This window comes from Nonomuraea sp. NPDC050022 (assembly GCF_044460705.1).
GTDB lineage: Bacteria > Actinomycetota > Actinomycetes > Streptosporangiales > Streptosporangiaceae > Nonomuraea.
Genome location: NZ_JBITKE010000005.1, coordinates 431,835 through 455,904 on the forward strand (window position 1 = coordinate 431,835; position 24,070 = coordinate 455,904).

The 24,070-nt window shown below is 67.4% G+C and carries 29 protein-coding genes and 1 riboswitch; of the genes, 16 read left to right on the forward strand and 13 right to left on the reverse strand.

The window, feature by feature from the left end; translation table 11 throughout:
* Positions 1–45: 45 nt before the first annotated feature.
* The 3 genes from ACIBO2_RS23535 to ACIBO2_RS23545 form a co-directional block, all read right to left on the reverse strand.
* Positions 46–963: a lytic transglycosylase domain-containing protein gene (locus ACIBO2_RS23535; protein WP_358541960.1), complete on the reverse strand. Its 918-nt coding sequence runs from the start codon at positions 961–963 to the stop codon at positions 46–48.
* A gap of 173 nt (positions 964–1,136) precedes the next feature.
* Complete coding sequence (locus ACIBO2_RS23540; protein ID WP_358541963.1) at positions 1,137–1,487, reverse strand: hypothetical protein; 351 nt, start codon at positions 1,485–1,487, stop codon at positions 1,137–1,139.
* A gap of 5 nt (positions 1,488–1,492) precedes the next feature.
* Positions 1,493–1,798, reverse strand: a complete 306-nt coding sequence (locus ACIBO2_RS23545) for a hypothetical protein (protein ID WP_397299130.1) — start codon at positions 1,796–1,798, stop codon at positions 1,493–1,495.
* A 217-nt stretch (positions 1,799–2,015) separates the two neighbouring features.
* Here ACIBO2_RS23545 and ACIBO2_RS23550 point away from each other — a divergent pair, with 217 nt between their 5' ends.
* On the forward strand, positions 2,016–2,264 hold the full coding sequence (locus ACIBO2_RS23550; RefSeq protein ID WP_358541969.1) for a hypothetical protein: 249 nt from the start codon (positions 2,016–2,018) through the stop codon (positions 2,262–2,264).
* A 141-nt stretch (positions 2,265–2,405) separates the two neighbouring features.
* On the opposite strand, the gene ACIBO2_RS23555 is transcribed toward ACIBO2_RS23550, so the two are convergent.
* Positions 2,406–3,113: an MBL fold metallo-hydrolase gene (locus ACIBO2_RS23555; RefSeq protein ID WP_397299133.1), complete on the reverse strand. Its 708-nt coding sequence runs from the start codon at positions 3,111–3,113 to the stop codon at positions 2,406–2,408.
* Between the two features lie 44 nt (positions 3,114–3,157).
* Here ACIBO2_RS23555 and ACIBO2_RS23560 point away from each other — a divergent pair, with 44 nt between their 5' ends.
* The gene (locus tag ACIBO2_RS23560; protein ID WP_397299136.1) at positions 3,158–4,165 is read left to right on the forward strand and encodes a LysR family transcriptional regulator; all 1,008 of its coding nucleotides are present in this window, start codon (positions 3,158–3,160) and stop codon (positions 4,163–4,165) included.
* A 78-nt stretch (positions 4,166–4,243) separates the two neighbouring features.
* On the opposite strand, the gene ACIBO2_RS23565 is transcribed toward ACIBO2_RS23560, so the two are convergent.
* The 3 genes from ACIBO2_RS23565 to ACIBO2_RS23575 all read right to left on the reverse strand — a co-directional run bounded on the left by ACIBO2_RS23565 (position 4,244) and on the right by ACIBO2_RS23575 (position 6,538).
* On the reverse strand, positions 4,244–5,062 hold the full coding sequence (locus ACIBO2_RS23565) for a MerR family transcriptional regulator (protein ID WP_358541975.1): 819 nt from the start codon (positions 5,060–5,062) through the stop codon (positions 4,244–4,246).
* 28 nt (positions 5,063–5,090) lie between these two features.
* Positions 5,091–5,597: a VOC family protein gene (locus tag ACIBO2_RS23570; protein WP_358541977.1), complete on the reverse strand. Its 507-nt coding sequence runs from the start codon at positions 5,595–5,597 to the stop codon at positions 5,091–5,093.
* 74 nt (positions 5,598–5,671) lie between these two features.
* Positions 5,672–6,538: a type II CAAX endopeptidase family protein gene (locus ACIBO2_RS23575; RefSeq protein WP_358541979.1), complete on the reverse strand. Its 867-nt coding sequence runs from the start codon at positions 6,536–6,538 to the stop codon at positions 5,672–5,674.
* A 45-nt stretch (positions 6,539–6,583) separates the two neighbouring features.
* Here ACIBO2_RS23575 and ACIBO2_RS23580 point away from each other — a divergent pair, with 45 nt between their 5' ends.
* Positions 6,584–7,231 (forward strand): TetR/AcrR family transcriptional regulator, encoded by a 648-nt coding sequence (locus tag ACIBO2_RS23580; protein ID WP_397299140.1) that lies wholly within the window; start codon positions 6,584–6,586, stop codon positions 7,229–7,231.
* A gap of 57 nt (positions 7,232–7,288) precedes the next feature.
* Here ACIBO2_RS23580 and ACIBO2_RS23585 read toward each other — a convergent pair whose 3' ends face one another.
* Complete coding sequence (locus tag ACIBO2_RS23585; protein ID WP_397299143.1) at positions 7,289–7,933, reverse strand: TetR/AcrR family transcriptional regulator; 645 nt, start codon at positions 7,931–7,933, stop codon at positions 7,289–7,291.
* A 102-nt stretch (positions 7,934–8,035) separates the two neighbouring features.
* Between ACIBO2_RS23585 and ACIBO2_RS23590 the strand changes: the two genes are divergently transcribed.
* The 6 genes from ACIBO2_RS23590 (at position 8,036) to ACIBO2_RS23615 (ending at position 12,607) form a co-directional block, all read left to right on the forward strand.
* Positions 8,036–8,377: an NADPH-dependent FMN reductase gene (locus ACIBO2_RS23590; RefSeq protein ID WP_397299146.1), complete on the forward strand. Its 342-nt coding sequence runs from the start codon at positions 8,036–8,038 to the stop codon at positions 8,375–8,377.
* Positions 8,374–9,495, forward strand: coding sequence for an erythromycin esterase family protein (locus ACIBO2_RS23595; protein ID WP_358541988.1), 1,122 nt, complete (start codon positions 8,374–8,376; stop codon positions 9,493–9,495). Before ACIBO2_RS23590 ends, ACIBO2_RS23595 begins: the two co-directional genes overlap by 4 nt.
* 66 nt (positions 9,496–9,561) lie before the next feature.
* Entirely contained in the window at positions 9,562–10,074 is a 513-nt protein-coding gene (locus ACIBO2_RS23600; protein WP_397299149.1) for an NUDIX hydrolase, read from the forward strand.
* Between the two features lie 230 nt (positions 10,075–10,304).
* Positions 10,305–10,433 carry a hypothetical protein gene (locus tag ACIBO2_RS23605; RefSeq protein ID WP_397299152.1) on the forward strand — a complete coding sequence of 43 codons (129 nt, stop codon included), beginning with the start codon at positions 10,305–10,307 and terminating at the stop codon, positions 10,431–10,433.
* On the forward strand, positions 10,430–11,197 hold the full coding sequence (locus ACIBO2_RS23610) for an SDR family NAD(P)-dependent oxidoreductase (RefSeq protein WP_358541994.1): 768 nt from the start codon (positions 10,430–10,432) through the stop codon (positions 11,195–11,197). The genes ACIBO2_RS23605 and ACIBO2_RS23610 overlap by 4 nt, the downstream gene beginning before the upstream one ends.
* 133 nt (positions 11,198–11,330) lie before the next feature.
* Positions 11,331–11,415: riboswitch (ZMP/ZTP riboswitch) on the forward strand.
* 34 nt (positions 11,416–11,449) lie between these two features.
* Positions 11,450–12,607 (forward strand): phosphoribosylaminoimidazolecarboxamide formyltransferase, encoded by a 1,158-nt coding sequence (locus ACIBO2_RS23615; RefSeq protein WP_397299156.1) that lies wholly within the window; start codon positions 11,450–11,452, stop codon positions 12,605–12,607.
* Between the two features lie 134 nt (positions 12,608–12,741).
* Here the strand turns inward: ACIBO2_RS23615 and ACIBO2_RS23620 are convergent, their stop codons facing one another.
* Together ACIBO2_RS23620 and ACIBO2_RS23625 are read right to left on the reverse strand one after the other, a co-directional pair.
* Entirely contained in the window at positions 12,742–14,238 is a 1,497-nt protein-coding gene (locus ACIBO2_RS23620; RefSeq protein WP_397299158.1) for an FAD-dependent monooxygenase, read from the reverse strand.
* A 79-nt stretch (positions 14,239–14,317) separates the two neighbouring features.
* The gene (locus tag ACIBO2_RS23625) at positions 14,318–14,920 is read right to left on the reverse strand and encodes a TetR family transcriptional regulator (RefSeq protein WP_397299161.1); all 603 of its coding nucleotides are present in this window, start codon (positions 14,918–14,920) and stop codon (positions 14,318–14,320) included.
* Positions 14,921–15,075: 155 nt separating this feature from the next.
* On the opposite strand from ACIBO2_RS23625, the gene ACIBO2_RS23630 reads away from it, so the two are divergent.
* On the forward strand, positions 15,076–15,516 hold the full coding sequence (locus ACIBO2_RS23630) for a hypothetical protein (RefSeq protein ID WP_397299163.1): 441 nt from the start codon (positions 15,076–15,078) through the stop codon (positions 15,514–15,516).
* A 279-nt stretch (positions 15,517–15,795) separates the two neighbouring features.
* Here the strand turns inward: ACIBO2_RS23630 and ACIBO2_RS23635 are convergent, their stop codons facing one another.
* Entirely contained in the window at positions 15,796–16,521 is a 726-nt protein-coding gene (locus tag ACIBO2_RS23635) for a GntR family transcriptional regulator (RefSeq protein WP_397299166.1), read from the reverse strand.
* Between the two features lie 137 nt (positions 16,522–16,658).
* Between ACIBO2_RS23635 and ACIBO2_RS23640 the strand changes: the two genes are divergently transcribed.
* The 5 genes from ACIBO2_RS23640 to ACIBO2_RS23660 all read left to right on the forward strand — a co-directional run bounded on the left by ACIBO2_RS23640 (position 16,659) and on the right by ACIBO2_RS23660 (position 21,814).
* On the forward strand, positions 16,659–17,756 hold the full coding sequence (locus ACIBO2_RS23640; RefSeq protein ID WP_358542009.1) for an ABC transporter permease: 1,098 nt from the start codon (positions 16,659–16,661) through the stop codon (positions 17,754–17,756).
* Positions 17,753–18,532 (forward strand): ATP-binding cassette domain-containing protein, encoded by a 780-nt coding sequence (locus ACIBO2_RS23645; protein WP_358542012.1) that lies wholly within the window; start codon positions 17,753–17,755, stop codon positions 18,530–18,532. Before ACIBO2_RS23640 ends, ACIBO2_RS23645 begins: the two co-directional genes overlap by 4 nt.
* 168 nt (positions 18,533–18,700) lie before the next feature.
* A complete protein-coding gene (locus ACIBO2_RS23650) occupies positions 18,701–19,546 on the forward strand; it encodes a sugar ABC transporter substrate-binding protein (RefSeq protein WP_358542015.1) in 846 nt (281 codons plus the stop codon).
* A gap of 47 nt (positions 19,547–19,593) precedes the next feature.
* On the forward strand, positions 19,594–20,775 hold the full coding sequence (locus ACIBO2_RS23655) for an aldose epimerase family protein (protein ID WP_397299171.1): 1,182 nt from the start codon (positions 19,594–19,596) through the stop codon (positions 20,773–20,775).
* Between the two features lie 361 nt (positions 20,776–21,136).
* Positions 21,137–21,814 (forward strand): hypothetical protein, encoded by a 678-nt coding sequence (locus tag ACIBO2_RS23660; RefSeq protein WP_358542020.1) that lies wholly within the window; start codon positions 21,137–21,139, stop codon positions 21,812–21,814.
* Positions 21,815–22,063: 249 nt separating this feature from the next.
* Here the strand turns inward: ACIBO2_RS23660 and ACIBO2_RS23665 are convergent, their stop codons facing one another.
* Positions 22,064–22,528, reverse strand: a complete 465-nt coding sequence (locus ACIBO2_RS23665) for an NUDIX pyrophosphatase (protein ID WP_397299174.1) — start codon at positions 22,526–22,528, stop codon at positions 22,064–22,066.
* Between the two features lie 389 nt (positions 22,529–22,917).
* On the opposite strand from ACIBO2_RS23665, the gene ACIBO2_RS23670 reads away from it, so the two are divergent.
* The gene (locus ACIBO2_RS23670) at positions 22,918–23,409 is read left to right on the forward strand and encodes a hypothetical protein (RefSeq protein ID WP_358542026.1); all 492 of its coding nucleotides are present in this window, start codon (positions 22,918–22,920) and stop codon (positions 23,407–23,409) included.
* A 283-nt stretch (positions 23,410–23,692) separates the two neighbouring features.
* Here the strand turns inward: ACIBO2_RS23670 and ACIBO2_RS23675 are convergent, their stop codons facing one another.
* Complete coding sequence (locus ACIBO2_RS23675; RefSeq protein ID WP_358542029.1) at positions 23,693–24,007, reverse strand: helix-turn-helix transcriptional regulator; 315 nt, start codon at positions 24,005–24,007, stop codon at positions 23,693–23,695.
* Between the last annotated feature and the right edge of the window lie 63 nt (positions 24,008–24,070).

Sequence of the window (24,070 nt, forward strand, 5' to 3'; positions counted from 1 at the left end):
TTGGGACGTACCCCACCGGCTCGGGTCTCGGTCTTCGAGACTCGGTCAGCGGGGACCGGTGAGACGGACGTCGCCCTGCGCGGACAGGACGAAGACCTGCCAGTTGTAGTACGCGTAGAAGCTGCGCGAGTCGCGCTTGATCTGGCGTGCGTGCGCCAGGACGGCATCCACGTACCGGGTGTCGTGGTTGTAGGCGAACACCGCACGCCGGTAATCTCGCGGCGCCCCCGACGCCTTGAGGTAGTTGGCCGCGGCGAGCACCGCGTCATGCGCGTCCTGGACGTTGCCGCCCAGCCCGTACTGCCGCCACGTGCCCGGCATGAACTGCATGGGCCCCTGCGCCCCGGCGGAGCTCGCCGACCTGACCCGTCCGAACTTCGTCTCGACGAGCATGATCGCCGCGAGCACCTCCCACTCGACGCCGAACCGTTTCTCGGCCCGCACCATGTAGCCACGCAAGCGCTCGGCGGGCTGCGGCTCCACCAGGCGCATCCTCTTGCGCTGTGCCGCACTGATCGGACGCGCCAGGGACAGCAGCTTCGCGATGGCCGTGGTGTTGTCGCGTGCCTCAGCGGCCAGCCCCTTGGGCAGACGCCTGACGACCCCCTGGGTCAGCGCCGTACTGCGGGCCATCGCCCGGTAGATGCGCTGCTGATGAAGAGCGAGCAACACGACGTCCTGCGGCGGCCGCTCCTGCGCCCCCTTGGTCCAGCTGTCGATCGCCTCGTTCAGCGCGGTGGTCGTCTTCTTCAGGGCATCGGCCAGCTTGACGGGGTCGCTGGGAATGCGGACATCAGGCGCAGGCACCCCCATGGCCCCCGCCTCCGGAGAGGGCGTCTGGGTGGCACTCGGAGCGGTGGCCTGGGCGGGCCGCTCCGGTGCCGCCGATCCGTCCGCCTCACCACCACATCCCGCGAGGACGGCAACGACGGACGCCGCGATCATGACGTGGACCGATCTCATGATGCCCTACCGTATCGCCCGGATCATCTGCAGGACGGGACGCCGCCGCGCACCACCCGCGCCAGAGCCAACCGCGAAGGAGGTCCTCGGAAGATCGCTTCCCGGGATCGGGTTTCCCGCATCTGATGGTCCTCGCCAGGTGCTCGATGTTAAGTACCTAGGGATTCAGCGCTTCACCTGCCGATTGTCTGAGCGGCGGGCGGGGGTTTGATGGTGAGCTTCATTCCCCAATCCGAGTAGCGGACATCTTCGACGAAGCCGAACCATCCCTGCCCGCCGGTTGCGCCCTTCAGCTTGTCTCCTTCGGGCTGACGCCACTTGGACCAGGCCCGGCGTACGAGACCGTCTTCGCCGATCCACAGCCGCCAGTCGATCTTCCACTCACCATGATCGTCTTTAACGCCCACGCGCAGATCGGGCGCGACGTCCCACAGTTGACGAAAGGTGATCGACCCTTGACGAAGGGTCGTAGGTGAGCCGTCGTAGGTGCCTGAGGCTTTTGTGGTCGTCGTGGTCGCGAGCACGGCTGTCAGCAGATATCGCGAACGCCTGCCTTCCGCACCTGGAAGTCCCATAGGTCGGTCGCGACCACCTTGCCGTTGCCGAATCCGACGACGCCCTTCGTGGGCTTGAAGCGCTCCCAGCCCGAGCCCGAGTTGAATGTGGTGTATCGAAATGTGGTGTATCGAAATGTGGTGTATCGAGTGGTCCGCACCCCGTGCCCTTTGACCAGTTGACGCTGGATCGCCGCAGCCGGGTCATCGGTCGTGGCCGCATCGGAAGCGGGCGCGCCAACGAGGGCCGGTCCGGCCAGGGTGAGGACCACGACCGCCATCCATCGCCTCATCGGGTTCTCCTCACGATGGGCCCGTACTTTTGCCGACATGGGCCGAAGCGCTGACCTTCGCAGAGGGGAGGTCTCGCCGTGATCACGGGAGTGTCCCGCACGAGGACCACGGGCTGGCCACAAGTCCGATCCACGGCCACCAGCACGCTCAGCAAGCGGAGCAGATACCCAGCGACGGTTACAGCGGGTTCCCTGGCAGTTAGATGTGATCAACGCCATCATGGGCATCGTGACTCCGACACCTGGCGCGTTACAGGACGGCGACTTGTTTAAAGCGCCCATCCCTGATGAGTTCTTCCCCATCAAGTCGTACGCTGACTCGCTGGACGAGCCCACCTTTACCGAGCAGGTCGTGGCATGGCTGCCTGTCCTCGCCGGAGTGGCGGCTGGGGTCGTTCTCGGCGTCGTAATCACCCTGATCATTCTTCGGCGCGCTGCTGGATCGTCGAACTGACCGCGCGGATCGGCACCGGCGTGGTCGCCGTGATGGACCAGGTCCGTAGGGCGCCACCCGTTGAAGTGGCGCTCGCCGAATGGCTCGCGCTTCTGCCCCGAGCGGGGCGCTCCTCAAGAAGCGCCAAGTCATGGCCCTAGGTCAGGTCCCCAGGTCGGAGACGGCCGCCGCAGCTGCGGTGAGAGCAGCGTGGGCGTGGGGAAAAGGCTCGCCGTGGCCGACGCAGGCGAGTTGCGCGTCGATCCGGGCAAGTCTGCGGAAGGAGCGGAGCATCTCGGCGTGGTCAAGGTTGAACACGCCGGGCATGATCTGCCCGTTGACGTGCGCGACGGTGTCTCCGGTGAACAGCACGCCGAATCGCGGCAGGTGGAGGGCGATGCTGCCGTCGGTGTGACCGGGTGTGTGGATCACCTGTGCGCCGCCGCCGAAATCGATCACGTCGCCGTCCTCCAGTTCGCGGTCCACCCTGCAGGCCGGTGCAGGGGGCAGCAGGTGGGCGCCGAGGCTGCGGTGGAGAGCGGCCTCCTCGTCCGTGAACCGCGGAGCGGGGGCGGGCTTGTCGCCGCGGATCACCGGTGCCTCCAGGCAGTGGGCCAGCACGATGACGTCTCCCCAGCGACTGATCTCGGCCGCGCCGCCGCAGTGATCCTCGTGGAAATGGGTGAGCACGACGCGCTTGACGTCGCTGGTACGGAAGCCCAGCTTTTCGATCGCGGCCGCGATATCGCCGCCGGAGGTGGCGATCCCGGTGTCGACCAGGGTGAGTTCGCCGCCGTCGTTCCACAGATACGCCTGGCCGAACTCCAGCAGGAGCAGGTGCAGCTCGGAACGGAGTTCCACGGTTTTCATCTCGTGCCCCTTCGGTAGGACAACAGCAAACCCGCGGCCGGCCGGTGACGTCCAACAACGATTTCCATCGGATTGACAACCAACGGTTTCCAATCCAGGCTCGGCACGTGGAAGCGGACATCGAGGGCCTGCGCGCGTTCGTCGTCACCGCGGAAGAGCTGCACTTCGGGCGGGCCGGCGGGAGGCTGTTCATCACCCAGCAGGCACTGTCGAAAAGGATCCGCCGGTTGGAGGAGGCTCTGGCGGTTCCGCTGTTCCGGCGAACCACCCGCGCGGTAGAGCTGACCGAGGCGGGACGGCTGCTGCTGCCGCGCGCGAGCGAGGCGGTGTCCGCCTTCGACCGGGCCGTGCAGACGGTCCGCGTAGTGGACGACCCCCTGCGAGTGGACGTCTACGACGAACGATTCACGCCGCTGCGGATGGTGCGCCGGGTGTGTGCGCGCGACTCACGCGTGCGGATCGAGCTGAGTATGCGCCAAGGGCTGTCCGTGGCGTTGCCGGCACTGCGGCGGCAGGAGATCGATGCCGCGTTCGGCCGGGTCCACGACGCGTCGGCACCGTGGCCGGCCGAGCTGGCGTACAAGTTGGTGCACTTGGAGCCGCTGCACGCATTCGTACCCGAGGATCATCGATTGGCCGACAGAAGCGTGCTGCGGCCGGCCGACCTGCGCGAGGCGGGCATCGCGATGCCCGACCCAGCGGGCGCGGCCGAGTGGCGGCATTATCTGAGACGGCTGGCCCACCGGTTCGGCGTGCCGTTGCGGTTCAACGCGCCGGCCATCGGTCAACGACATCTGGTGGAACAGTTCTTGGCGGAGAAGGCGGCGGTGGGGTTGGGTGAGATGAGTATCGACCCGGCCGGCAGCGGTCTGCGCCGTATCCCGGTCGTCGACCCGATGCCCCTGATGCCCTGGTCGGTGGTCTGGCACCAACGCAACCCCCGCCCCCTGCTGCGAGCCTTTCTACGACAACTGCGCCCATCCACGCTGCCTTCGCCGTCCGATCCGACGGTATGGCTGCCGGAGATCGATCTGACCCCCATGCGGCCCTGACCGGCAGGGCGGGCGGCTTGGTCCCGCGCCCCAGCCCACGTGTCTCGATCGTCACTTGATGACGCGGGCGCGGGTGCGTCAGGTCCAAGTCGCCGAATCCGGGTCGATGCCTCGATCGCGGGCGTTGGCGTCGATGATGTCACGGAGCCAGATGGTCAGGCCTGGCTCGATGGCGTCGTGGTATGCCGTGAACCCGGGATCGGCGGCGTACTTCCTTCCCAGGCAAACATGCATCGAAAGGGTGCAGTCGAAGTACGCGTCAATGGAGGCCCTGTGTCGTTCCGCCAACGCGTTGGCTTCGGCACTGCCTGGCCTGACGCCGGCGCGCTTGGCTTCCGCCAGGTCGTGCTCGAGCGTTGCGATGTTGTCGGCGATCCGCTGCCAGTCCTCGGGGGTCATACCCGCGGCGCGCTCGGCGTACTGTGCCCATTGAACTGTGTCGCCCCATCGGTCACGTGCGTCCGCGACCAGTGACGGCTTCCAGCGCTGCCCGAAGATCGCGACTTGTTCCTCCGCGGAGAGCAGGATGCCGGCGTGTGCGGCTTCGATCATGCGGTCGACCGCGTCGACCATTGCCTGCAAGCGGGAGATGCGATCGAGGAGCTGGGTGCGCTGTTGTCTCAGCGGCACGGTCATATCGACCGTCGGAGCATCGAGAAGTTCACCGATGTCGTCGAGCGACAGGCCGAGCTCGCGGTAGATGAGCACCCGGTGGATGCGTGCGATATCGGCCGCGGAGTAGAGCCGGTAACCGCCGGTGGTTCGCCCGGACGGGCGGACGAGCCCGATCGCGTCCCAATGATGGAGGGTGCGGACGGTGACTTTCACGTGCGATGCCGCGGCCCCGACGGTCAGCCCGCCGGGCCCCGCGGCATCGTCCATCGCGGCGTTGGTCACGCCGTCGAGTCTGACATGCGCGGCGGTTTCACCCTTTGGGGAGGGTGAAGCCGTTTGCTTCGAGGTAGCGTGCCTCGGCGCTGTCGGGGTCGAGGGGACGGGCCGCGGTCATGATCACGCGAGCGTTCTCCGGCGTGATGACTTCCAGTTCTACGGTGTTCCACGGAGTCTGTCGTGGACCCGTCGTGCATCCGGGCACCAGCGCGGTGCACGCCCGCGCGATCTCGTCGACCTGGCTCAGCACGCAACTGAAGCCGATGCTCACCGTTGAAGGGGCCGGCAGGACGTCGGTCGGGACGAGCAGAGTGTCCTGGAACGCCCACCGTCGAAGGTGCGTGACCTGGCCCGGGACCGTGAACAGGTCGATGAAACCGAGCCCGCGGGTCCAGAAATTCACGGACGCGGCCAGGTCCGGCGTCGGCACGGTGACGAACATCGGCATGCCGTAGATGCCCCGGTAAATCTCGGGTGGCGTCGCGTCGGGCCCGGGCGGAGGGACAGGGCTGATATCGAATGCCTCGTAGTACTCGGTCATGCGCTCATCGTGGAGCCTGACGCAAGGTCAGGGTCAAATCCGGATCAGCATGCAGATAGATCGAGCGACGGGCGTTACAGCATGCCCAGAAGTACGGGGCCGGCGTTCATGGCACCGTGGACAACGAGGATGGGCCACATCAGTCGGTATCGGCTCCACAGATAGCCGAGGAACAACCCCTGCACTCCTTGATTGACGAAGGCCGAGGAGAGGTCCGCAGGAAGGTGTCCCGTGCCTTGGATGCCGACATGCCAGGCCGCCCAGAGCAGGGAAGTCAGCACGATGGCGGGCCGGCGACCGATGATGTGCTCCCATCGGGTCTGCAGCCAGCGCCGGTAGAAGACCTCTTCGAGCAGGCTGTTGACGCTGAACACCACGACGATGGTGAGCACCAGCGTGACGGGATCGACCCTCGCCGCGTAGTCGCTGGGCGGCACGGCCAGCGGACCTGTGTAGGTGAGAACGAGCCAGGCGGTCACCGCTGCGATGGGGCCGTAGTGACGCCAGGCCGCGAGCCGCTCATGGATCTGGCCGCGATCCGCGCAATCGCGCCGTGACAGCCAGAACAGCAGTGCGGGTACGGCGAGCAGCAGGATGAGCTTCAGCAGCGTGTGGGCAGGTTCACCGCCGCCCGACAACCATAACCCCGCCGCGAAGAGCGTGGCTGAGACCAAGAGGAGGATGGCCTGGAGGTAAAGGCCGCCGCGTGCCGGCGCGGCGCCGGCGGGCGTCGCCTTGGGGGGCAGCAGCCGTATGAGCACCAGTCCGGTGAGGGCCGGGATCCAGCGGTGCCACATGGGCACGGTGCCGGCGTGGTCGGCCGAGTAGCGGATGCCGGTGTTGCCGTTCAGTGCCAGCCATAGTGCCGCTCCGGCGATCAGGGCCAGGCCGGCCACCAGAATGCTCAGGCCCAGCGTCGGTTGCCATGCTTTATTTCGCACGCCTGTACTTTATAGGAGACCGTACAGGTGTGCTGTAATAGAGGCATGCCGAAGATCGTGGACCACGAGCAGCGGCGCGAGGAACTCACCCGGATCGTGTGGGGCATCATCAGCCGGGATGGAATCGAAGGGGCCACCGTCCGCAAGGTCGCCGAGGCGGCAGGCGTCTCAGTCGGCGGGTTGCGCCACTATTTCGACAATCAGCGCGGCCTGCTCAGCTTCGCGGCGCAGGCGGTCGCCAGAAGCGTCACCAAGCGCATCACCGGCCACCTCGACGCGGACCTTCCAGGCATGCGGCGCGCCCAGCTCATCCTCGAAGAGCTCCTTCCGCTCGATGACAACCGCCGCGTCGAGGTGGACGTATGGCTGGCATGCCTGGTGCGCTCGCATGTGGATGAGTCCCTGGCGGAGTTGCGTGACGCGAGTTGGCCAGGGGAACGCCACATCTGCCGCCTGGCGATCGCCTCTTGCCACGGCCTGCCGCTACCCGATCGCGCGGGACAGGAGTTCGCCGACACCGAGCTGGAAGGCCAGGCCACGCGCCTCCACGTGTTCGTGGACGGGCTGACACTCCAGACAGCGACCTTCCCGCACAACTTCACGCCTCAAGCCATACGTCGAATCGTGCACGACGAACTGCGCCTCCTCACCGAGGCGCCGTCCAGGTCGCCGCGGCCCGGCACCGACCGCTGACGGGTCGAGCACTACCTCCCGCATTTGGACTGATCGTTTCCCGTCCCGATCACTGCCTCACGAGCCGTGCGCGGCCCGTTCCGCATAGCCGTACAGGAAGGTCAAAACGCCTGCGGTGACCATCTCTCGGAGCGCGTCCTCGTTGTGGAGATCCGCCCGGTCGGTGAGGTTGTCGGCGGAGATGAGCAGCATCAGGTGCCCGGCCGCGCGAGCGGGGTCGTCGATCGTGAGGTCGCCGCGCCCGGCGATCCTGCGCAGGCGTTCGGCCAGTTCACGTCGGGTACGGCCGGGGCCGGTCTCCTGCCAGAGCTTGAGCGCGGCCGGCGGGATGTGCTCAATCTCGGCGTTGACCTGGCGGATGAGCGCGAAGTGCGGGGCCAGGTCGGAGGTCAGCACGCCGAGCCAGGCCAGTCCGAAGTCGATCAGGTCGCTCTCGAGATCGATCACCTTGGTCAGATGGCGGTCGATGATGTCGACCATGGCGTCCGCGACCCGCTGCGTGCTCTCCTGCATCACCGCCTGGAACAACTCGGCCTTGTCGGTGAAGTGGTTGTAGATGGTGCGGTTGGACACCCCCGCCTCGACGGCGATCGCGTCCAGCCCGGCGCGCGTGTAGCCGTCGCGGGCGAACAACGTCAGCGCCCCGGCCATGATCGCCCGGCGCTTGTCCGGCTGGCCGACCGGCTTCTTTCTCTCGGTCACGCTCCCCGAGCCTAGCCGATTACACCGATGTTTGCATTGACTACGCCGATCGGCGTAACGTCTACACCGATCGGTGCAACGCCTATTGTTGAGGAGACGTCAATGACCAAGATCGGCATCATTGTCGGCAGCACGCGCCCCGGCCGCCGTGGCCGCGCCGTCGCCGAGTGGAACGACAAGGCGGCCGGCTTCGTCGGCTACGGCCTGCATGGCGCGACCCGCGCGGTCGAGCACCTCCGGTTGATCCTGGCCGAGCTGAAGGTCGCCACCGTACGCAGCCAGGTGGCGCTGTCCCTGCACCACGACTTCACCTTCTCCGCCCCCACCGAGCCGGGCGACTTCACTCCTGGCCCGCACCAGCACTCCGCCCTCACTGCCTTGCTGAACGACGTCGTCGCCTGGTCGCGGGCGCTCGAACCGATCCGTGAAGGAGTTCCGGCATGACCGCCTTGACGACCGAGACCGCGCTCGACGACCTGGCCGACGCGATCGCCACCGGCACGACCGTCGCCGGACTCGGCGAGTCCACCAGATTCGCTCACGAGACCTTCGAGGTGCGTGACCAGCTCTTCCGCCGCCTCGTCCGCAGGCACGGCTTCCGTGCGCTGGCCGTACAAGACCACGTCTCCGTCGGGGCGACCCTCGACGCGTACGTCACCGGGGGCACGGGCACGGCGCGGTCCGCCCTGGCCAGTGCCTGGCGGCCCTGGCGCACCGCCGAAATGGCCGCGGCGCTGGAGTGGATCCGCGCCTTCAACCAGGACCACCCGGACGACCCGGTTCGGATCTTCGGCGTCAAGCCCGCCCAGGCACAGCCCGCCGACTACGACGTCATCATGGAGCACGTTCGCCGTGCCGCCCCGCACCGGCTGGCCGAACTGGCCGTACACCTGGAGCCGATCCGTACCGCGCATGAGATCGACGAGCACGTGCAGCGGGCCAGGGGCCTGCACCCGGGCCGCCCCTTCGCCGAACACGCCCGCGACGCACTCGCGATCGTCGAGCAGTCGCCCGGCGACTCCGCCCTGGAGCGGATGCTCCTCATCGTGGACTTCCACCAGCGCAGCGTCGCCGGACGCGACAACTATGCCGGCGACGCCCAGACCTGGGCCGATACGATCGTCGACCACCAGCACCGGACCGGCCGCCGCGTGGCCTACTGGGACGGCATCGCGCACACCTCGGCGGCTCCGGCGACCCTGGGCCTGGCGCCTCAACGCGGCCCCCAGCCCACGGTCGGCAGTGTGCTGCGCGACCACTACGGCCCGCGCTACGTCTCTGCGGCGATCGGCTTCCACCACGGCGACCTCGGTGCCGTCACCATCCCGGAACCGGCCTCCGACTGGCTCGACGCCCGCCTCGGCGCCACGGACGAGCCCGCCCACTGGCTCGACCTGCGTGACGACGGATGGGACGGGCCGATGAAAGCACGCGTCATCAGCGGCGTTTACCACCCCTCCAGGGACGCGGCCGAACACCTCGCCGTCGCCTCCCTGCCCGATGCGTTCGACGTGCTCGTCCACCTGCGCCAAGTGTCCCCCGTGCACTGGTTGACGACGTAGAGGTGCGCCGAGAGAAGATCGCTTCCCAGCGCCCATGGTTGCAGGGACCGCCTTATGATCTCGTTCATGAGCGAAACGATCTTCCGGTCAACCGCTCGCGTGCTGCTGGTAGATGCCGTCGATCGGCTCCTGGTCTACCGCGGGCTGCTGCTTCAGGTTGAGGAGCCTTTCTACGCCTGGTTCACGCCGGGGGGCGCCGTTGATCCTGGTGAAAACCTGCACCAAACCGCCGCTCGCGAGCTTCGAGAGGAACTGGGCTATGCCATCGCCCCCTCGACTCTTGGACCGGTCGTCGCCACCAGTTCGGGAACATGGTCACTGGGCGGTGAGACGTTCAGCTCAGTGGATTCCTACTTCTTTCTTCGCGTCGGCGAGCTGGAGGTGGATACCTCCGGCATGGACGATGAAGAACGGCGGGTGACTGACCGTTTCGAGTGGTGGACGGTTTCGCAGCTGAGGTCGGCGGCCGAGCTTGTCGTTCCAGCGGGCCTGGCCACGCTGATGGAGCTCCTGCTGCCGGGGGATCTTCCACCTCAGCCGGTCGCGCTGCCGTGGCATTTGCCCGGCGACAACGTCTGAATGAGCGTGACTTCCCGTCCCTCGGGGGTTCACGAGTACAGCTGACCTGCGGCGCGAGACCTACTTCGAGGATCGATCTCCGCGGAGAGCGCGAGGGTGAGGCGCCCGTTGACGCGCCACTCGTCGCTAACTAACTTGAGTTCAGTTTGTTTCTGAGGTTCGGACCAGGAAGAGAGCAGTGCGTGAGCGGAACGGAGTCGGGCGCCGGGCCAGCGGTGGGAGGAACGCTCATGCGTGCTCTGCAGTACATCGAGATCGGAAGGCCGTCGGAACTCACCCGAGTGCCGCGGCCGGCGGCCGGCCCCGGACAGGTCGTGCCGCGGGTGCCGGCGGCGGGCGTGCGCGGCGCCGCACGATGACGCACTGGAGAGCGAGGTTCGACGACCGGGTGGCCGTGGTCACCGGCGCCGCATCGGGACTGGGGCTGGCGGTGGCCGAGCGGCTTGCGGAGGAGGGGGCCCACGTCGCGCTGCTGGACGTCGACGCGGCCGGCCTGGAGGAGGTGGCCGCGACACTCCCTCGCGGCGTGCCGTACGTCGTCGACGTGAGCAGCGCCGCCCAGGTGCGCGAGGCCTTCGCCGCGGTGGTGGCCGCACACGGTGGCGTGGACCTGCTGTTCAACAACGCCGGGGTGGTCGGCGAGCAGACACCGGTGCACCTCACAACCGACGAGACCTGGGCACGGGTCATGGGCATCAACGCTGATGGTGCCTTCTACGTGCTGCGCTCGGCGTTGGAAGCCATGGTCGCCTCCCGAGGCGGTGCGGTCGTGAACACCTCGTCGAGCTCGGGTCTGTCCGGCAAGCGCAACATGGCGCCGTACAGCTTCAGCAAGGCCGGGCTGGTCGGACTCACGCGCTCCGCCGCGATCGAGTACGCCGACCGGGGCATCCGGGTCAACGCGATCGCGCCCACGGCTGTGCGCACCCCGCTGGTCGAGGCGCACATCGCGCAGGCGCCCGACCCGGAGGCCATGGAGCGGTCGCTGACCACGCAGACGCCCATCCCCGGGCTCCCGACGCCCGAGGATGTGGCTGCGGTCGTCGCCTTCCTGCTCTCGGACGAGGCCCGTTGGATCACCGGGCTGACCGTCCCCGTCGACGGCGGCTACCACGCCATCTGACGGCCTGCTCCCGTCCTGCGGGCGCTCTGCCACGCGATTGGCAAACAATCTGAATCGAATCGGATGGCCGACTGTGGCGCGGCCGTGTTTGCTCTGGTGGCGCAAATTCGTCCGAACGGGTGTGGTTAAGATCGTGTCTGGCCGCGACTGGCGAGGGTGGACAACCACCGGGGAGCGTCCGCATTCTCGCGTGAGCGTCGACCGCCTGGGCGCCTGCGTCAGTGATGTTCAACTGACACAGGAGGTCGTGACGTGGACCTGCGCTACGGAATGAATCCGCAGCAGCGATCGGCTATCGCCGCACCGGTGGATCCTGGCCGTTGGCCGATCAGGGTGCTGCATGGCAGCCCGTCCTACATCAACATGCTCGACGCGCTGAACAGCTGGCAACTGGTGAGCGAGGCGAGTAACGCGCTGGACAGACCGGCAGCGGCGTCCTTCAAACACGTATCGCCCGCCGGAGCGGCAGTCGCCGGGCCCGTGGACGAGGTCACCGCCGAACTCAATGGCGTCGACCGCGCCGCTGTCGGAGCGCTCACGAGCGCCTACCTGCGAGCCCGCGACGCTGATCCCAAATCCTCCTACGGCGACTTCGTCGCGGTCTCGCAGCCTGTCGATGCCGAACTCGCCGAGTTGCTGACCCGGCTGGTCTGCGACGGCGTCATCGCCCCCGGGTACGCTCCGGGCACCGTGGCGGCGCTCAGCCAGAAGAAGGGTGGCCGGTTCCTGGTCATGGAAGCGGACCCGGCCTACGTCCCGCCGCGGCGGGAGGCGCGGGAGGTGTTCGGGTTGCGGCTGACCCAGGAGCGCGATGAGGTTGTGCTCTCGGCCGCGCTTCTGGACGACGTCGTGTGCGGGACGCTACCGGCCACCGCGGCCGAGGACCTGCTGTTGGGCTTGATCGTTCTGCGCTACACCCAGTCCAACTCCGTGTGTTATCTGCGTGGTGGCGCCACGTTGGGTATCGGTGCCGGTCAGCAATCGCGTGTGGATTGCACCCGCTTGGCCGGCGCGAAGGTCGATACCTGGTGGCTGCGGCGCCATCCGATAGTGCACGCGCTCGCGTTCCGGCCGGACGTCCGGCTTCAGGATCGGATCAACTGGCAGATCCGCTTCATCGAGGGCGACCTGACCGCGGAGGAGAAGCTGCGCCTGTCGGGGGCGCTCTCCTCGCCGATGCCTGAGCTGACGAACGAGCAGCGCACATCGTGGCTCGCGGCCCTGGACGAGGTGGCGTTCGTCTCCGACGGCGCCCTGCCCTTCCGCGACAACGTCGACCATGCCTACCGCCACGGCGTCCGCTATATCGCCGAGCCGGGTGGTTCGATTCGGTCCGCGGAGGTACAGGACGCCTGCCGGGAGCACCAGATCGCGCTCGCCCGTACCGGCCTTCGACTGTTCCACCATTGACGATGCATGGCCTCAGGTCACCTTGTCGCAGCACCCAGCCCGGAGTCGGGGTCGGCATGCCCAGCAACAGGAAAAACTCACGATCGCAAAAGCCCAGCTCAGGTGCTCACCTAGGACGAGGTGCGCCCATCCGGTCATCCCAGCCATCGTTGGATCGCCGTCCGGAGCGATGCGCGGGACTCCTCGTCCGGCTGCGGGACGTCGGAGGCCCATGCCACATATCCGTCGGGCCGCAGCAGCAGCGCCGAACACGGTACAGCGGAGCCGGGCAGTGCTGCGGTCGCGGGGTACCCCCAGTCGCCGCCGGTGAAGTCGATCAGGTGCGGGCGGGCGTCCCTGGTCAGCTCAGCGAGCCGGACACCGTCTTTGAGGTCCAGGTCGGGAGCCCACCGACCGGCCAGTGGATGGTTAACGCCCACGTCGTAGCGGATCTCGGCGCCCGACATCAGGTCGGCGATACGGCGGACATTGCGCGGGTCGCCGAGGAATTCGGTGAACAGCGCGCGCAGGCCGCTGACCGCGCTGCCCGGGGCGATCAGCGCGGACTGGGCGCGCGAGGACATGACCACCCGCTCGGCGACCGGGCGTCGCTCGGACTCGTAGGTGTCGAGGAGGCCGGTGGGGGCTGCGCCGCGCACGTCGGCCGCGAGTTTCCAGCCGAGGTTGACCGCGTCTTGCAGGCCGAGGTTGAGCCCGGGCCCGCCGATCGCCGAGTGCACGTGGGCGGCGTCGCCGACCAGCAGCACCCGGCCGTGTCGGAAACGCTCGGCCAGGCGGGTGTTGCCGCCGTTCAGCTTGCGCATCAAGTGCGGCCCTTGGCCGTCGGGCGGGCCGAAAGCGATGTCGACACCGAGCACGCGGCGGGCACTGGCCCGCAGTTCCGCGAGCGTGAGCGGCCCCTCGGCGTCCTGTCCGTTCCACTCCGTGGTGGAGATCAGCGGCGCGGGGGCGCCCAGCAGGGGCGCGTACACGAACAACCCGTGCTCGGTCCGGTGGTGCAGCAACGGCGGGATGGGTCCGTACCCGGGAATGTCGAGCCCACCGGTGACCGGATCGACGAGCTCGGCCGGCACGGCGGCGTGCGCGGTGCGCGCGATCGTCTCGTCGGTCGTCACACCGGGAAAGGCGATCCCGGCCAGCTTGCGCGCGATGCTGTGCCCGCCGTCGGCACCGATCAGGTAGCGCGTTTCGATCGTGTACGGCCCGGCCGGCCCGCTGACCTGGAGGGTCACACCATCCGCGTCCTGGGTGAATCCGGTGAGCTCGTGGCCGCGCCGGATCTCAACATGGAGCTCGACGGCCCGTTCCTCCAGCATCTGCTCGATCCTGAGCTGCGGGACCTGGAGGAGGTAGAGGGGGTTGTCGTCCAGCACACTCAGGTCGAGGGGCAGCGCGCCGAAGACGAATCCGGGAGCGGGCCGGGGTGGGTCCTGGTTTCCGGTGAGTCGCTCGTACAGGCCTCGCCGGTCGAGCATCCGTACCACCTGGCCGACCAGGCCATTGGCGCGGTTCTCCTGGGTGCGCTCCGGCAGGCGCTCCAGGACCAGGGGGCGGACTCCGGCCAGGCTGAGCTCGCAGGCCAGCATCAGGCCGTTGGGCCCGGCTCCGGCGATGACGACATCGGTGACCATGGCGCTCCTTCGGGCATGACGGATCGACCGGCGACAGGCCGGCTGATCCTCGATAGGAAAATGGGGAAGGTCTGGGAAATCAGGGCGTGGGCAGGCCGGCGGCGACCTGGCCGAAGGCGTCGCGCAACAGCTCCTCGAACGGCGCCGGCGCATCGCCGTGGAGCCACAGATGGATGGCCGCGAGTATGGCGGCGCCGACCGCGCCGGCGACCAGATGCGGATACAGATCACGATCGATATCGGTGCCGGTGCGCTCGGCGACCGCCGCGGCCAGCGCATCCACCGCGGCCATGTGGGCCTTGAGGAACTCGCCCCGGTGCTCCGGATGCTGGGTCATCAGCTTGACCCCGGCGATCCAGCGCTCGTCGGCCGGGCGCTCGTCCTCTTGCATGCCAAGTGCGAACCGGGCGAACACGGCGTTGGTGATGGCCTCCCACAGGGGTTCGCCGTCCGGCCTCGACCGCAGCTCCTCAGCGATCTGGACCGCTCGGTCGAAGTGCCTGGCCGTGATCGCCTCGCCCTTGCTGGAGAAGTAGTTGTTGAACGTACGGTGCGAGACACCCGCCTCGGCGGCGATGTCCTCCACCTTGACGTTGTCGAAGCCACGCTCGACGGCCAGCTTGATCGCCGCCCAGCTCAGCGCGATCCGGGTTTCTTCCTTCTTGCGCTCTCTCAGCCCCATGCGCACAACCTACCAAAATTTGCGACTCGCGCAAAGATGCGAGCCGCGTAAAAATGCGTGACTCGCATGCATGCCGTGGCCTTGCTCGACATCCCCTCCTCGCGCCGCCGAATCGAGCGGCTCAGCCACGCGCACTCGCTCGCCCGGCACCTCGAATGACTTCCTCACCGGTCTGGTTAACGCATGGCCAGCTGGACACGTCGGCGGCATCGGTCGCTACGTCCCGCCGCGGCAGGAGGCGCCCGCCCGCCAATATCGGGAAGGACCTCGGCCTGGTCGCCAAGGGCAGCGCCACCTGGCCCGGCACCCGCGAGGTGACGCTCACCGTGCGGAACAGGGGCCGCGGCCTGGCCATCGTCACCTACTGCGGGGACGGCCTCGCCGAGCGGCTCAGCCAAAGGCTGTGGGTGAACGGGCGCCTGGTCAAGGGCCCCACCCACTGCTCCTTCCCGCCGGGGGCCGGGTACCTCGACATGGGCAAACGAACGCGCAGTGAGAAGACGACAACGGTCAGGGTCCGGCTGGAGACGTCCATCCCCGAGTACCTGCGGCGCCCTGGAACGCTGACGGTGGCCGTTTATGACGGCGACCTATGACAGGGCGTGATCGTGCCATGCGGTAACCGGCTCAGGGGCATGGTCGGCACCAGCGTCCTCAGCCGGTGACGGTGATGGCGAGGCTGCCGGAGTGAGAAGATGCCTACCGGACGAGGCGACTGCAGTCACCGGCGCAGTAGACGTGCGCACGAGCTACCGGATGAAGCTCGACGAAGGTGCCGACGGTCGCGAACCCAGGGCGATGATCACGGGGAATCCGCAGCCGAAGGCCCAGCGAATGTCGACGGCTTCCGTAGCTCATGAGCACCGACAGCGGGGCTAACCCTGAGGGGGAAGCTCCAGTGTTCCAGAGGCGAAGACGTCGTCGATCCGTTTCATCGCCGTGGTCAAGTGTGCTCGCATCGCTTCCGCGGCGGCATCCGGATCCCTTTGCGCGATGGCCTTGGCGATGGCGACGTGCTCGGGCTTGGTCGCCGCGGCCTGCTGGGCGTGGTGGTAGAGCCGGTACATGTGCAGGTGGCTGCGCAGATGGACCAGCGAATCGCGTAGCCACGGGTTGCCGCTCAGCTTGGCGATGGTGTCGTGAAAGGTGGCGTCGTAGATCATGTCGAGCCGAATGGCGGTGCTGTCCTGGCCACCCGAGCCGCCACTGCGCGCGAACGCCTTGAGCGCCGTGGCCTCGTCGGTCGAGGTGTGCCGGGCAGCGGCGGCAGCCGCGGCGGGCTCGACCAGCAGCCGGAAGTCGATCAGAGCCCGGAGATCGTTCAGTCCGATCAGCGGCGCCACCGTGTAGCTGCGTCGGGGCTCCTTGACGACCAGGCCTTGGGCCTCCAGGCGAGCCAGCGCCTCGCGGACCGGCGTCGGGGACACTCCCAAGGTGCGCGCCATGCTGTCGATGTTGAGCCGCGACCCGGGCTCCAGGGCATGGTTCATGAGCATGTCAATGAGCACCTCGTGAACGTCGTTCACGAGGGGCTGCCGCGTGCTCAGGCGCTGCGCGGCTTGCGTGGCGTTCAGCGCGTGCGTCAGGCCGGTCTGTTCCACGGATCTCCAGGCTCTCATCGCTGAGCGAAGCGTAGTCACGATCCCATTACGTGTCGATCCTATAGGAAATCAAAAATTGACTATAGGGATCGCTGTGCTTATGGTGTGCCCATCGGGGCCAGAGAAGGAGAGTTCAGGTGACTGAACACGGCCACGAGGCGTTCGCCCCGGTGAACGAGGTGCACCCGGCCGAGCCGGGCCTGCCCGCTCGAACGCCCCCCTTTAGATACCACCGCCTCACCCTGGCCTTGGCCGTCCTGGGCATCGGGCCGGCGGCGATCCTCGCCCTTCTGGTGGTCGTGCTCAGCTTGTTGTCCGATGTCTTCCTGTCCCTGGAGAACATCGGAAACGTACTGAAGCAGTCGGCCGTCATCTGCGTCCTGGCCCTGGGACAACTCCTCGTCGTCGTGACGCGGGGGATCGACCTGTCCGTAGGCTCCAACCTCTCCCTCAGTGCCGTCGTCGGCGCCCTGGTCTGGCGTGACCACGGCTCGGCCACCCTCGCGGTGCTGGCAACGCTGCTCACCGGCACGTTCATCGGGCTCGCGAACGGGCTGCTGTACGTCAAGGGGAGGCTGCCGCACCCGTTCATCCCGACGCTGGCGATGCTCGCGGCGGCGGCGGGGCTCGCCCTCTACTTGTCCCACAGTGAGACCATCCAGGGCGCTCCACCGATCGTGGACGAGATCGGCGCCGGCCGGATCGCGGCCATTCCCGGGGGCGGCGAGGTCGGCTGGTTTCCGGCCGCGGCCGTCGTCGTGATCGTGGTCGCCCTCCTGCTGGCTCTCGTCACCCGCCGCCTGATCTGGGGACGTTGGATCTACGCCGTCGGCGGCAATCCGGAGGCAGCCGTCCGGAACGGGATCCCGGTGCCTTCGGTGCTGATCTCGGTGTACGTCGTGTGCGGCCTCCTCGCCGCGGTCGCGGCGCTGCTCACGATGGGCAAGGGCGATGCCGGATCGCCGACCGCCGGCGCTCTGGCCGAACTCGACGCGATCGCGGCCGTCATCATCGGCGGTGCGAGCTTCCTCGGAGGGCGGGGCACGGTGCTCAACGCCCTCACCGGCGCCCTCATCATCGCGGTGCTGCGCAACGGCCTCAACCTGCTCGGGATCGACCCGAACTGGCAGTACATGGCAACCGGCGTGGTGATCGTGGTCGCCGTCGAGTTGGACGTCATGCGCGGCCACCTCGAGCGCCGCTTCCGCAGCCTGCAGGCGGTGAGTGCCGCATGAACGACGTTCTCGCCACGGCACCGGTGCTGCGGGTGCGGGCGGCGTGCAAGCGGTTCGGCGCGGTCATCGCGCTGGACGGCGTGACGTTCGACGTCGCTCCGAGCGAGGTGCTCGCGCTCCTCGGCGACAACGGCGCCGGGAAGTCCACGCTGATCAAGGCGATCAGCGGCGTGCATCGGCTGGATTCCGGCTCCATCACTCTGGACGGGGTCGACATCACGGCCGCCAACGCCATGGCGGTGCGGGCGCATGGGGTCGAGACCGTCTACCAGGACCTCGCACTGTTCGACAACCTCGACCCCGCGGCGAACTTCTTCGCCGGCCGTGAGCTCGCCGGACCCAGCTGGCTGCCGCGGAGCCTGCGCGTGATGCGGCGCCGGAAGATGGCCGATCGGACGCGGGAGCTACTCGACCGGTTACAGGTCACGCTGCCCGATCTGGAGGCGACGGTCGCCCTGATGTCCGGCGGTCAGCGGCAGGCGGTGGCAGTGGCACGAGCCGTCGCGTTCTCATCCCGGCTCGTGATCCTGGACGAGCCCACTGCGGCGCTCGGCCTACGCGAATCGGCACGAGTGCTGGATCTTGTACGCCGGCTCAAGGATGACGGGGTGGCCGTGATCCTCATCTCCCACAGCATGGACCACGTCATGGCCGTGGCGGACCGGGCACTGGTGCTGCGCCGAGGCCGGGCCGTAGGGGAAACCGTGCCCACACCGGACAACCACGAACAGCTCGTGGCCTGGATCGTCGGCGCCGCCGGCAGCCGGGCCATCTGACCTCGTCATCCCGCTACACCAAGCCAACGGGAGTTCGCTATGAGAGCGCGACAGATCCTCGTGGTGTGCATCAGTGCCCTTGCCCTTGCCCCCGCTGGCTGCGGCAGCACCGGCCCCTCGACCTCGGCGGTTTCCACCGCCTCCGCTTCAGCCTCGGCTGGTGGAGCGGTGAAGGTCGCCTTCATCACGAAATTCTCGGTGGCGTTCTTCACCGCCATGGAGGACTCGGCGAAGGCGTACGCGGCCAAGAACGGCGGAGTCGACGTCACGTACTTCAGCTGCAAGTCCCCCTCCGACGTGGCGTGCCAGACCGCGCAGATCGAGGACGCCGTCGCCAAGGGCTTCCAGGCGATCGTCATCACACCCATGGGACCCGAGGTGATCCCGGCGATGAACGCCGCCGCCGACAAGGGCGTCAAGGTCATCCTTGCCGACAACAACCTCGAGGCCTTCACCAAGAAGACGGCGGTCGCCGCGACCGACAACGTCAAGGGCGGCCAGGCGGCGGGAGTGTACCTGAAGTCGTTGCTCAAGCCGGGCGACACGATCGGGTTGATGGAGGGGGTGCGCGGCGTTCCCGCGCTGGAGGCGCGGATCAAGGGCGTCAAAGACGCGCTCGAAGGGACCGGTGTCAAGGTCATCATCGGCGGAGCGGAGACGAAGTGCGACTCCGCCAAGGGAGCCACCGTCGCCGAGGACCTGCTCACCCGTGCCCCCGACCTGACCGCGATCTACTCCGCCTGTGACGACCCCGCGATCGCCGCGGCGAAGGTCGCCAAGCAGAAGGGCAAGAAAGTCCTCGTGATGGGGTACGACGGGCTTCCCGACGCCGCCAAGGCGATCCAGGCGGGCGACATGTCAGCCACCATCGCCCAGTTCCCCGGCAAGATGGCCGCCCTCGGGGTGGAGGCAGCCGTGAACGCGGTCCAGGGCAAGTCCGTCGAGCCGTTCATCGACACCGGCACCGAGCTGGTCACCAAGGACAACGCCGCGAAATTCCTCACTTTCCAGTGAGGCGACAGACGCGGACGTAGATCAGCGCATCCGAAAGGAGATCGTCCATGCCCACCAGTACCCTCATCCGAAACAGCTTCGCCGCTGCCTTCAGGGTTGTCCTCGTGGCCGTGGTCGCTCTGGCGCTGAGCCTGGTGGCCGTGCCCCCCGCACAGGCCGCGGGCGGCGGGCCGAGCATCACCAAGAAGTACTTCGGGACCCTGTCCGGCGGCAAGAAGATCGACATCTACACGCTGCGGAACTCCAACGGGATGCGGGTGAAGATCCTCACCTACGGTGGCATCCTCCAGTCGATCGAGGTCCCAGACAGTCGGGGCAGGTTGGCCGACGTGGCTCTCGGGTTCGACAAACTGTCCGACTACGTCAAGCAGAGTCCGTACTTCGGCTGTATCACCGGCCGGTACGCCAACCGCATCGCCAAGGGCCGGTTCACCCTGGACGGCAAGACGTACCAGCTGGCCACCAACGACGGCCCCAACCACCTGCACGGCGGCAACAAGGGCTTCGACAAGCGGGTCTGGCAGGCCGAACCGTTCAGACGGCACAACAGCGTGGGGCTCGCGCTGACCTACACCAGCCCGAACGGCGAGGAGCACTACCCGGGGACGCTGCGTGCCAAGGTCGTCTACACGCTGACCGACGACAACCAGATCCGGATGGACTACCGCGCCACCACCAGCAGGCCCACGGTCGTCAACCTCACCAACCACACCTATTTCAACCTGCGCGGTGAGGGCAACGGCAGGATCCTCGGCCACGAGATGCGGATCAACGCCTCTCACTACACGCCGGTCGACAAGACGCTCATCCCCACCGGAAAGATCGCCCGGCTGGGCGGGACGCCACTGGACTTCCGCGAGCCCACCGCCATCGGCGACCGCATCAACAGCAAGAACCAGCAGATCGTGCGAGGCGGCGGGTACGACCACAACTACGTACTCGACAGCCGCGGACATGGCCTCGACCTGGCGGCCAAGGTCGTCGAGCCGGAAAGCGGACGCGTGCTCGAGGTCATCACCGACCAGCCGGGCCTGCAGTTCTACTCCGGCAACTTCCTGGACGGCACGCTGCGGGGCACCAGCGGCCACCTCTACCCGAAGCGATCCGGCTTCGCCCTGGAGTCGCAGCACTTCCCGGATTCTCCCAACCACAAGAACTTCCCCTCGACCGTCCTGCGGCCGGGCGACGTCTACCGGACGACGACGATCTACGCGTTCTCCACGATGTGACAGCCGCGTGAAACGAACACCTCCATCCCCCGCCGATCTCATGAGGCAGGACCATGAAAGACATCCATCCCAAGGTCGAGGAGGCCCTCGACACACTCAACCTGAACCGCGTCGCACGGCGTCGCCGCGACATCGGTCGGCTCTTCCTAGGTGCCAGCACCGCCTTGACCCACTTTGATACAGGCCTAGACGGAAGTCATGCGTTCCTGAACCAAAGACGGAAGCCCGACCACCGACGGCATTTCTAGCGTGACCGGACCGGTGACGACCCGGACCTCTGGACCCCCACGCGCAAAAGATCCTCATGCCCGCACTCTCCACTCCTGGCGCACTCCCGCGGCTTCGGCACCGCTGGGCGGGCGTGGCCGGCCTGCTGGTACTGTCCCCGATCAGCGCGGAGTACCTCATCGGCTACGGCGACAGCACTGATCGGCCGCTGGAGCTGCTGGCGGGCCTGCTCATCCTCGCGCCGCTCTACGGAACCGTCGCGGTGCTGGCCCGTGAGATCACTCGACGCACCGGTCGTGGCTGGCCGACGATCCTGCTGTTGAGCGCGGCCTTCGGGGTGATCCAGGCCGGCTTGATCGATCAGACCCTGTTCGACAATGAGTTCGACGCCGATGACCCCGGCTGGGCGACCCAGGCGCTGGTCACTCTCATCCCGGGCCTGGGAGCCGATGCGGCGAGCTTGCTGAACTATGTCGGGGGGCATGTGATCTTGAGTTTCGCCGCTCCGATCGCGGTGGTCGAATCCTGTGCCCCGCGCATCGCCGACCGGCGGTGGCTGAGCACTGTCGGCGTCGGCGTCATGGTGCTGCTGTGGGCGCTGGGCGCCACGCTGATCTTCAACGACACCGGAGCGGACTCCACCGCCAGCCCGGCGCAGCTGATCGGCGCCGCCGTGGCCGCCATTGCCCTGATCGCCGCCGCCTTCGCCATCCGGCCTGCGAGGACCCGGTCGCCTGCGAAGGCGCCGTCGTGGTGGCTGGTCGGCGGTGTCACAGGGGCCGCATACGTCGGTGAACTCATCGGCCAGTAGGGGTTCACGAGTAGGGCTGGCCAGGAGCGCAATGGGGGTCACGAAGATCGCTTCCCGAAGGGGAAATGATCGTTTCCCGTACTTGCCGCGTCACTCTGCCGCCGCCCGATGCTCATCGACGGGGGAAAGACGAGTGGATGGGTGTTCATGGGGGCTGGCCGGGCGGGCAGAGGCGGTGGCACATCACGTCTCAACTAAGCGAGTTCGATTTGAGGCCAACCGGCCACGCTTACTGCAGTACTTCGCCTGCTATGGCGCGCCCGACAGGTCCCCACGGTGAATCCGCTGGTCGAGTTCCCACAGCGCTGTCTTGTCGTCGTCGTAACGCAGCAACTCGTATGCGGCCTGATACGGCAACCACTTCGTGTCTCGATGCTCCGAGGAGAGCACCATCTGGGCCTTTTCTCGGGTGACGTCACAGGCGAAGAAGTGCTTGGGCACGATATAGACGTTCTCGGGCCAGAGCCTGCTCGCCGCAAAGCAGCTCTTCTCTACTCCGCTTACCATGTCGAGCTTGAACAGCGGTACTGCCGCAGGTAGGCCGGTCTCCTCGGCGAACTCGCGACGGGCCGCGCTCTCCAGATCCTCGTCTTCCTCGACACCGCCGGCCACGCTCTGCCAATGGGAATCATCCGCTCTCTGGAAGAGAGCGTATTCCGGCATACCTGCTGTTTTCCGAAAAGGAAAAACGAGCACGGTGTAGGGCTGGCGCATATGGCGTGTCCGATCTAAGAGGCAATGTCTTGAATGCGCCGAACAGCGGGAGAGTGACAGCTCAGCGATTACTCCCTGACGATGGACGGTCTCTTCTCTCCCGGCCCACAGGCCGCCAGACCTTCCACTTTGCTTCGCTGGCGGGCCGCTCGTCCTCAACAAGCAGTTTGCGATCCTACTGGGCCGGGCGCGGCACCGCTGTCGAGCCATCCGGCAGGTCTGTGGTCGCGAAGCAGAGCTGCGCTCGGCTGTGAGGGGCCTGTTGCAGATGTGTCTCTTCACGCGAACTGCAAAGCCATCTACAGTTACGTTCTGCAGGCACTGTGTGACTCTTTGAAGTCGCAGACTTTCTGCGGGTTGCGCACGGCGCCAGTACGTGGAGGTCGGGCATGACGTTGGGCGAAGCATCGCTGCTGGAGCGGCTGGCTGCGGACGAGAAGTCCGTCCGCGGCCAGCTTGAGTCGTTGCGTGAGCAGGTGGCGGCCCTGGAAGAGCAGTTGAAGGACCTGGCCACCGCCCAGAGGATAGTCGCGCCGATACTGGCCGGGCATTCCCAGCCTGAGCAGCCGCTTCCCGACGGAACACCTGATGCCCCGACGCACGCCTCGTCGGCGGGAGCCGCGCCGACGCCGAAACCGGTCGCCGGGCTCGACAAGCAGGTCGTTGTGATCATGGCGAGCTCCGGACGGACGATGCGCGCCAAGGAAGTGGCTCAAGCGCTGGGCGAGCCCGACGTGCGGGGGCGGGTGGAGACGACCCGGGCACGGCTCAAGCGGCTGACGGCGCTGGGCTGGCTGACCCAGCATGAGCCGGGCCTGTTCTCCATCGCCGCGGGCATCAATGGCCACGCGCTGGGGGGAGTCGCCAACGACGAGGCATAGAGCAACAGACACATCGCAGGTCAGGCGCTCAACGACGACGGTCGTGCGGGCGCCGGGCCAGACGAGCAGGGTGCCGCCGAGATTAGGCCCTCGGCGGCACCCGAGGTTGCGTGAGCACCCTCCAGGTTCTAACTGACAGTGTCTCGCGCACTCCCGAGAGTAACTCGAATGGGGGCCTTTGGGGAGGCGTCGAGCCTGGATTTCGCCTGCCCTGCGATCGGCAGGGCCGGGGCGGGAAGGATCGACGATGCCCTCATCAGGGCGAGAAGGAGTCCAGCGCGGGTCAGCTTCCGCCCGTCCTGGCGGGCGAAGCAGGCCACAACCGGACGGCCAGGCCGACCTCAAGTTGGGCGATGGTGGCCACGTCCGGCCAGCAACGCCCGGCGGCCACGTCGTTGACGGTCTGCCGGTTCACCCCACTGATCTCGGCCAGCCGACGGAAGCTCAGCCTTCGCTCGGCCATCACTGCTTGCAGAGCTGCGGCGATGGCCTGGACGACGGCAGCGGCCGGATGGCCGGACAGATCCGCGTGGGGCCAGTTCTCCGGGTCGTCGGCCAACTCCCGGGGAGAGCGGGAACGCCCGCGTCCTCCGACCATGACAAACGACTCCTTTCGGTAGATGTCGTCGCCCTCCGTAACGGCAGGTTGTCCTGTCGCTAT

Coding starts and splice junctions, on each gene's coding strand:
- ACIBO2_RS23535 (WP_358541960.1), bottom strand. CDS start 963: ATGAGATCGGTCCACGTCATGATCGCGGCGTCCGTCGTTGCCGTCCTC.
- ACIBO2_RS23545 (WP_397299130.1), bottom strand. CDS start 1,798: ATGGCGGTCGTGGTCCTCACCCTGGCCGGACCGGCCCTCGTTGGCGCG.
- ACIBO2_RS23555 (WP_397299133.1), bottom strand. CDS start 3,113: ATGAAAACCGTGGAACTCCGTTCCGAGCTGCACCTGCTCCTGCTGGAG.
- ACIBO2_RS23570 (WP_358541977.1), bottom strand. CDS start 5,597: ATGACCGAGTACTACGAGGCATTCGATATCAGCCCTGTCCCTCCGCCC.
- ACIBO2_RS23580 (WP_397299140.1), top strand. CDS start 6,584: ATGCCGAAGATCGTGGACCACGAGCAGCGGCGCGAGGAACTCACCCGG.
- ACIBO2_RS23590 (WP_397299146.1), top strand. CDS start 8,036: ATGACCAAGATCGGCATCATTGTCGGCAGCACGCGCCCCGGCCGCCGT.
- ACIBO2_RS23595 (WP_358541988.1), top strand. CDS start 8,374: ATGACCGCCTTGACGACCGAGACCGCGCTCGACGACCTGGCCGACGCG.
- ACIBO2_RS23600 (WP_397299149.1), top strand. CDS start 9,562: ATGAGCGAAACGATCTTCCGGTCAACCGCTCGCGTGCTGCTGGTAGAT.
- ACIBO2_RS23605 (WP_397299152.1), top strand. CDS start 10,305: ATGCGTGCTCTGCAGTACATCGAGATCGGAAGGCCGTCGGAACTCACC.
- ACIBO2_RS23610 (WP_358541994.1), top strand. CDS start 10,430: ATGACGCACTGGAGAGCGAGGTTCGACGACCGGGTGGCCGTGGTCACC.
- ACIBO2_RS23620 (WP_397299158.1), bottom strand. CDS start 14,238: ATGGTCACCGATGTCGTCATCGCCGGAGCCGGGCCCAACGGCCTGATG.
- ACIBO2_RS23625 (WP_397299161.1), bottom strand. CDS start 14,920: ATGGGGCTGAGAGAGCGCAAGAAGGAAGAAACCCGGATCGCGCTGAGC.
- ACIBO2_RS23630 (WP_397299163.1), top strand. CDS start 15,076: ATGACTTCCTCACCGGTCTGGTTAACGCATGGCCAGCTGGACACGTCG.
- ACIBO2_RS23645 (WP_358542012.1), top strand. CDS start 17,753: ATGAACGACGTTCTCGCCACGGCACCGGTGCTGCGGGTGCGGGCGGCG.
- ACIBO2_RS23655 (WP_397299171.1), top strand. CDS start 19,594: ATGCCCACCAGTACCCTCATCCGAAACAGCTTCGCCGCTGCCTTCAGG.
- ACIBO2_RS23665 (WP_397299174.1), bottom strand. CDS start 22,528: ATGCGCCAGCCCTACACCGTGCTCGTTTTTCCTTTTCGGAAAACAGCA.
- ACIBO2_RS23670 (WP_358542026.1), top strand. CDS start 22,918: ATGACGTTGGGCGAAGCATCGCTGCTGGAGCGGCTGGCTGCGGACGAG.
- ACIBO2_RS23675 (WP_358542029.1), bottom strand. CDS start 24,007: ATGGTCGGAGGACGCGGGCGTTCCCGCTCTCCCCGGGAGTTGGCCGAC.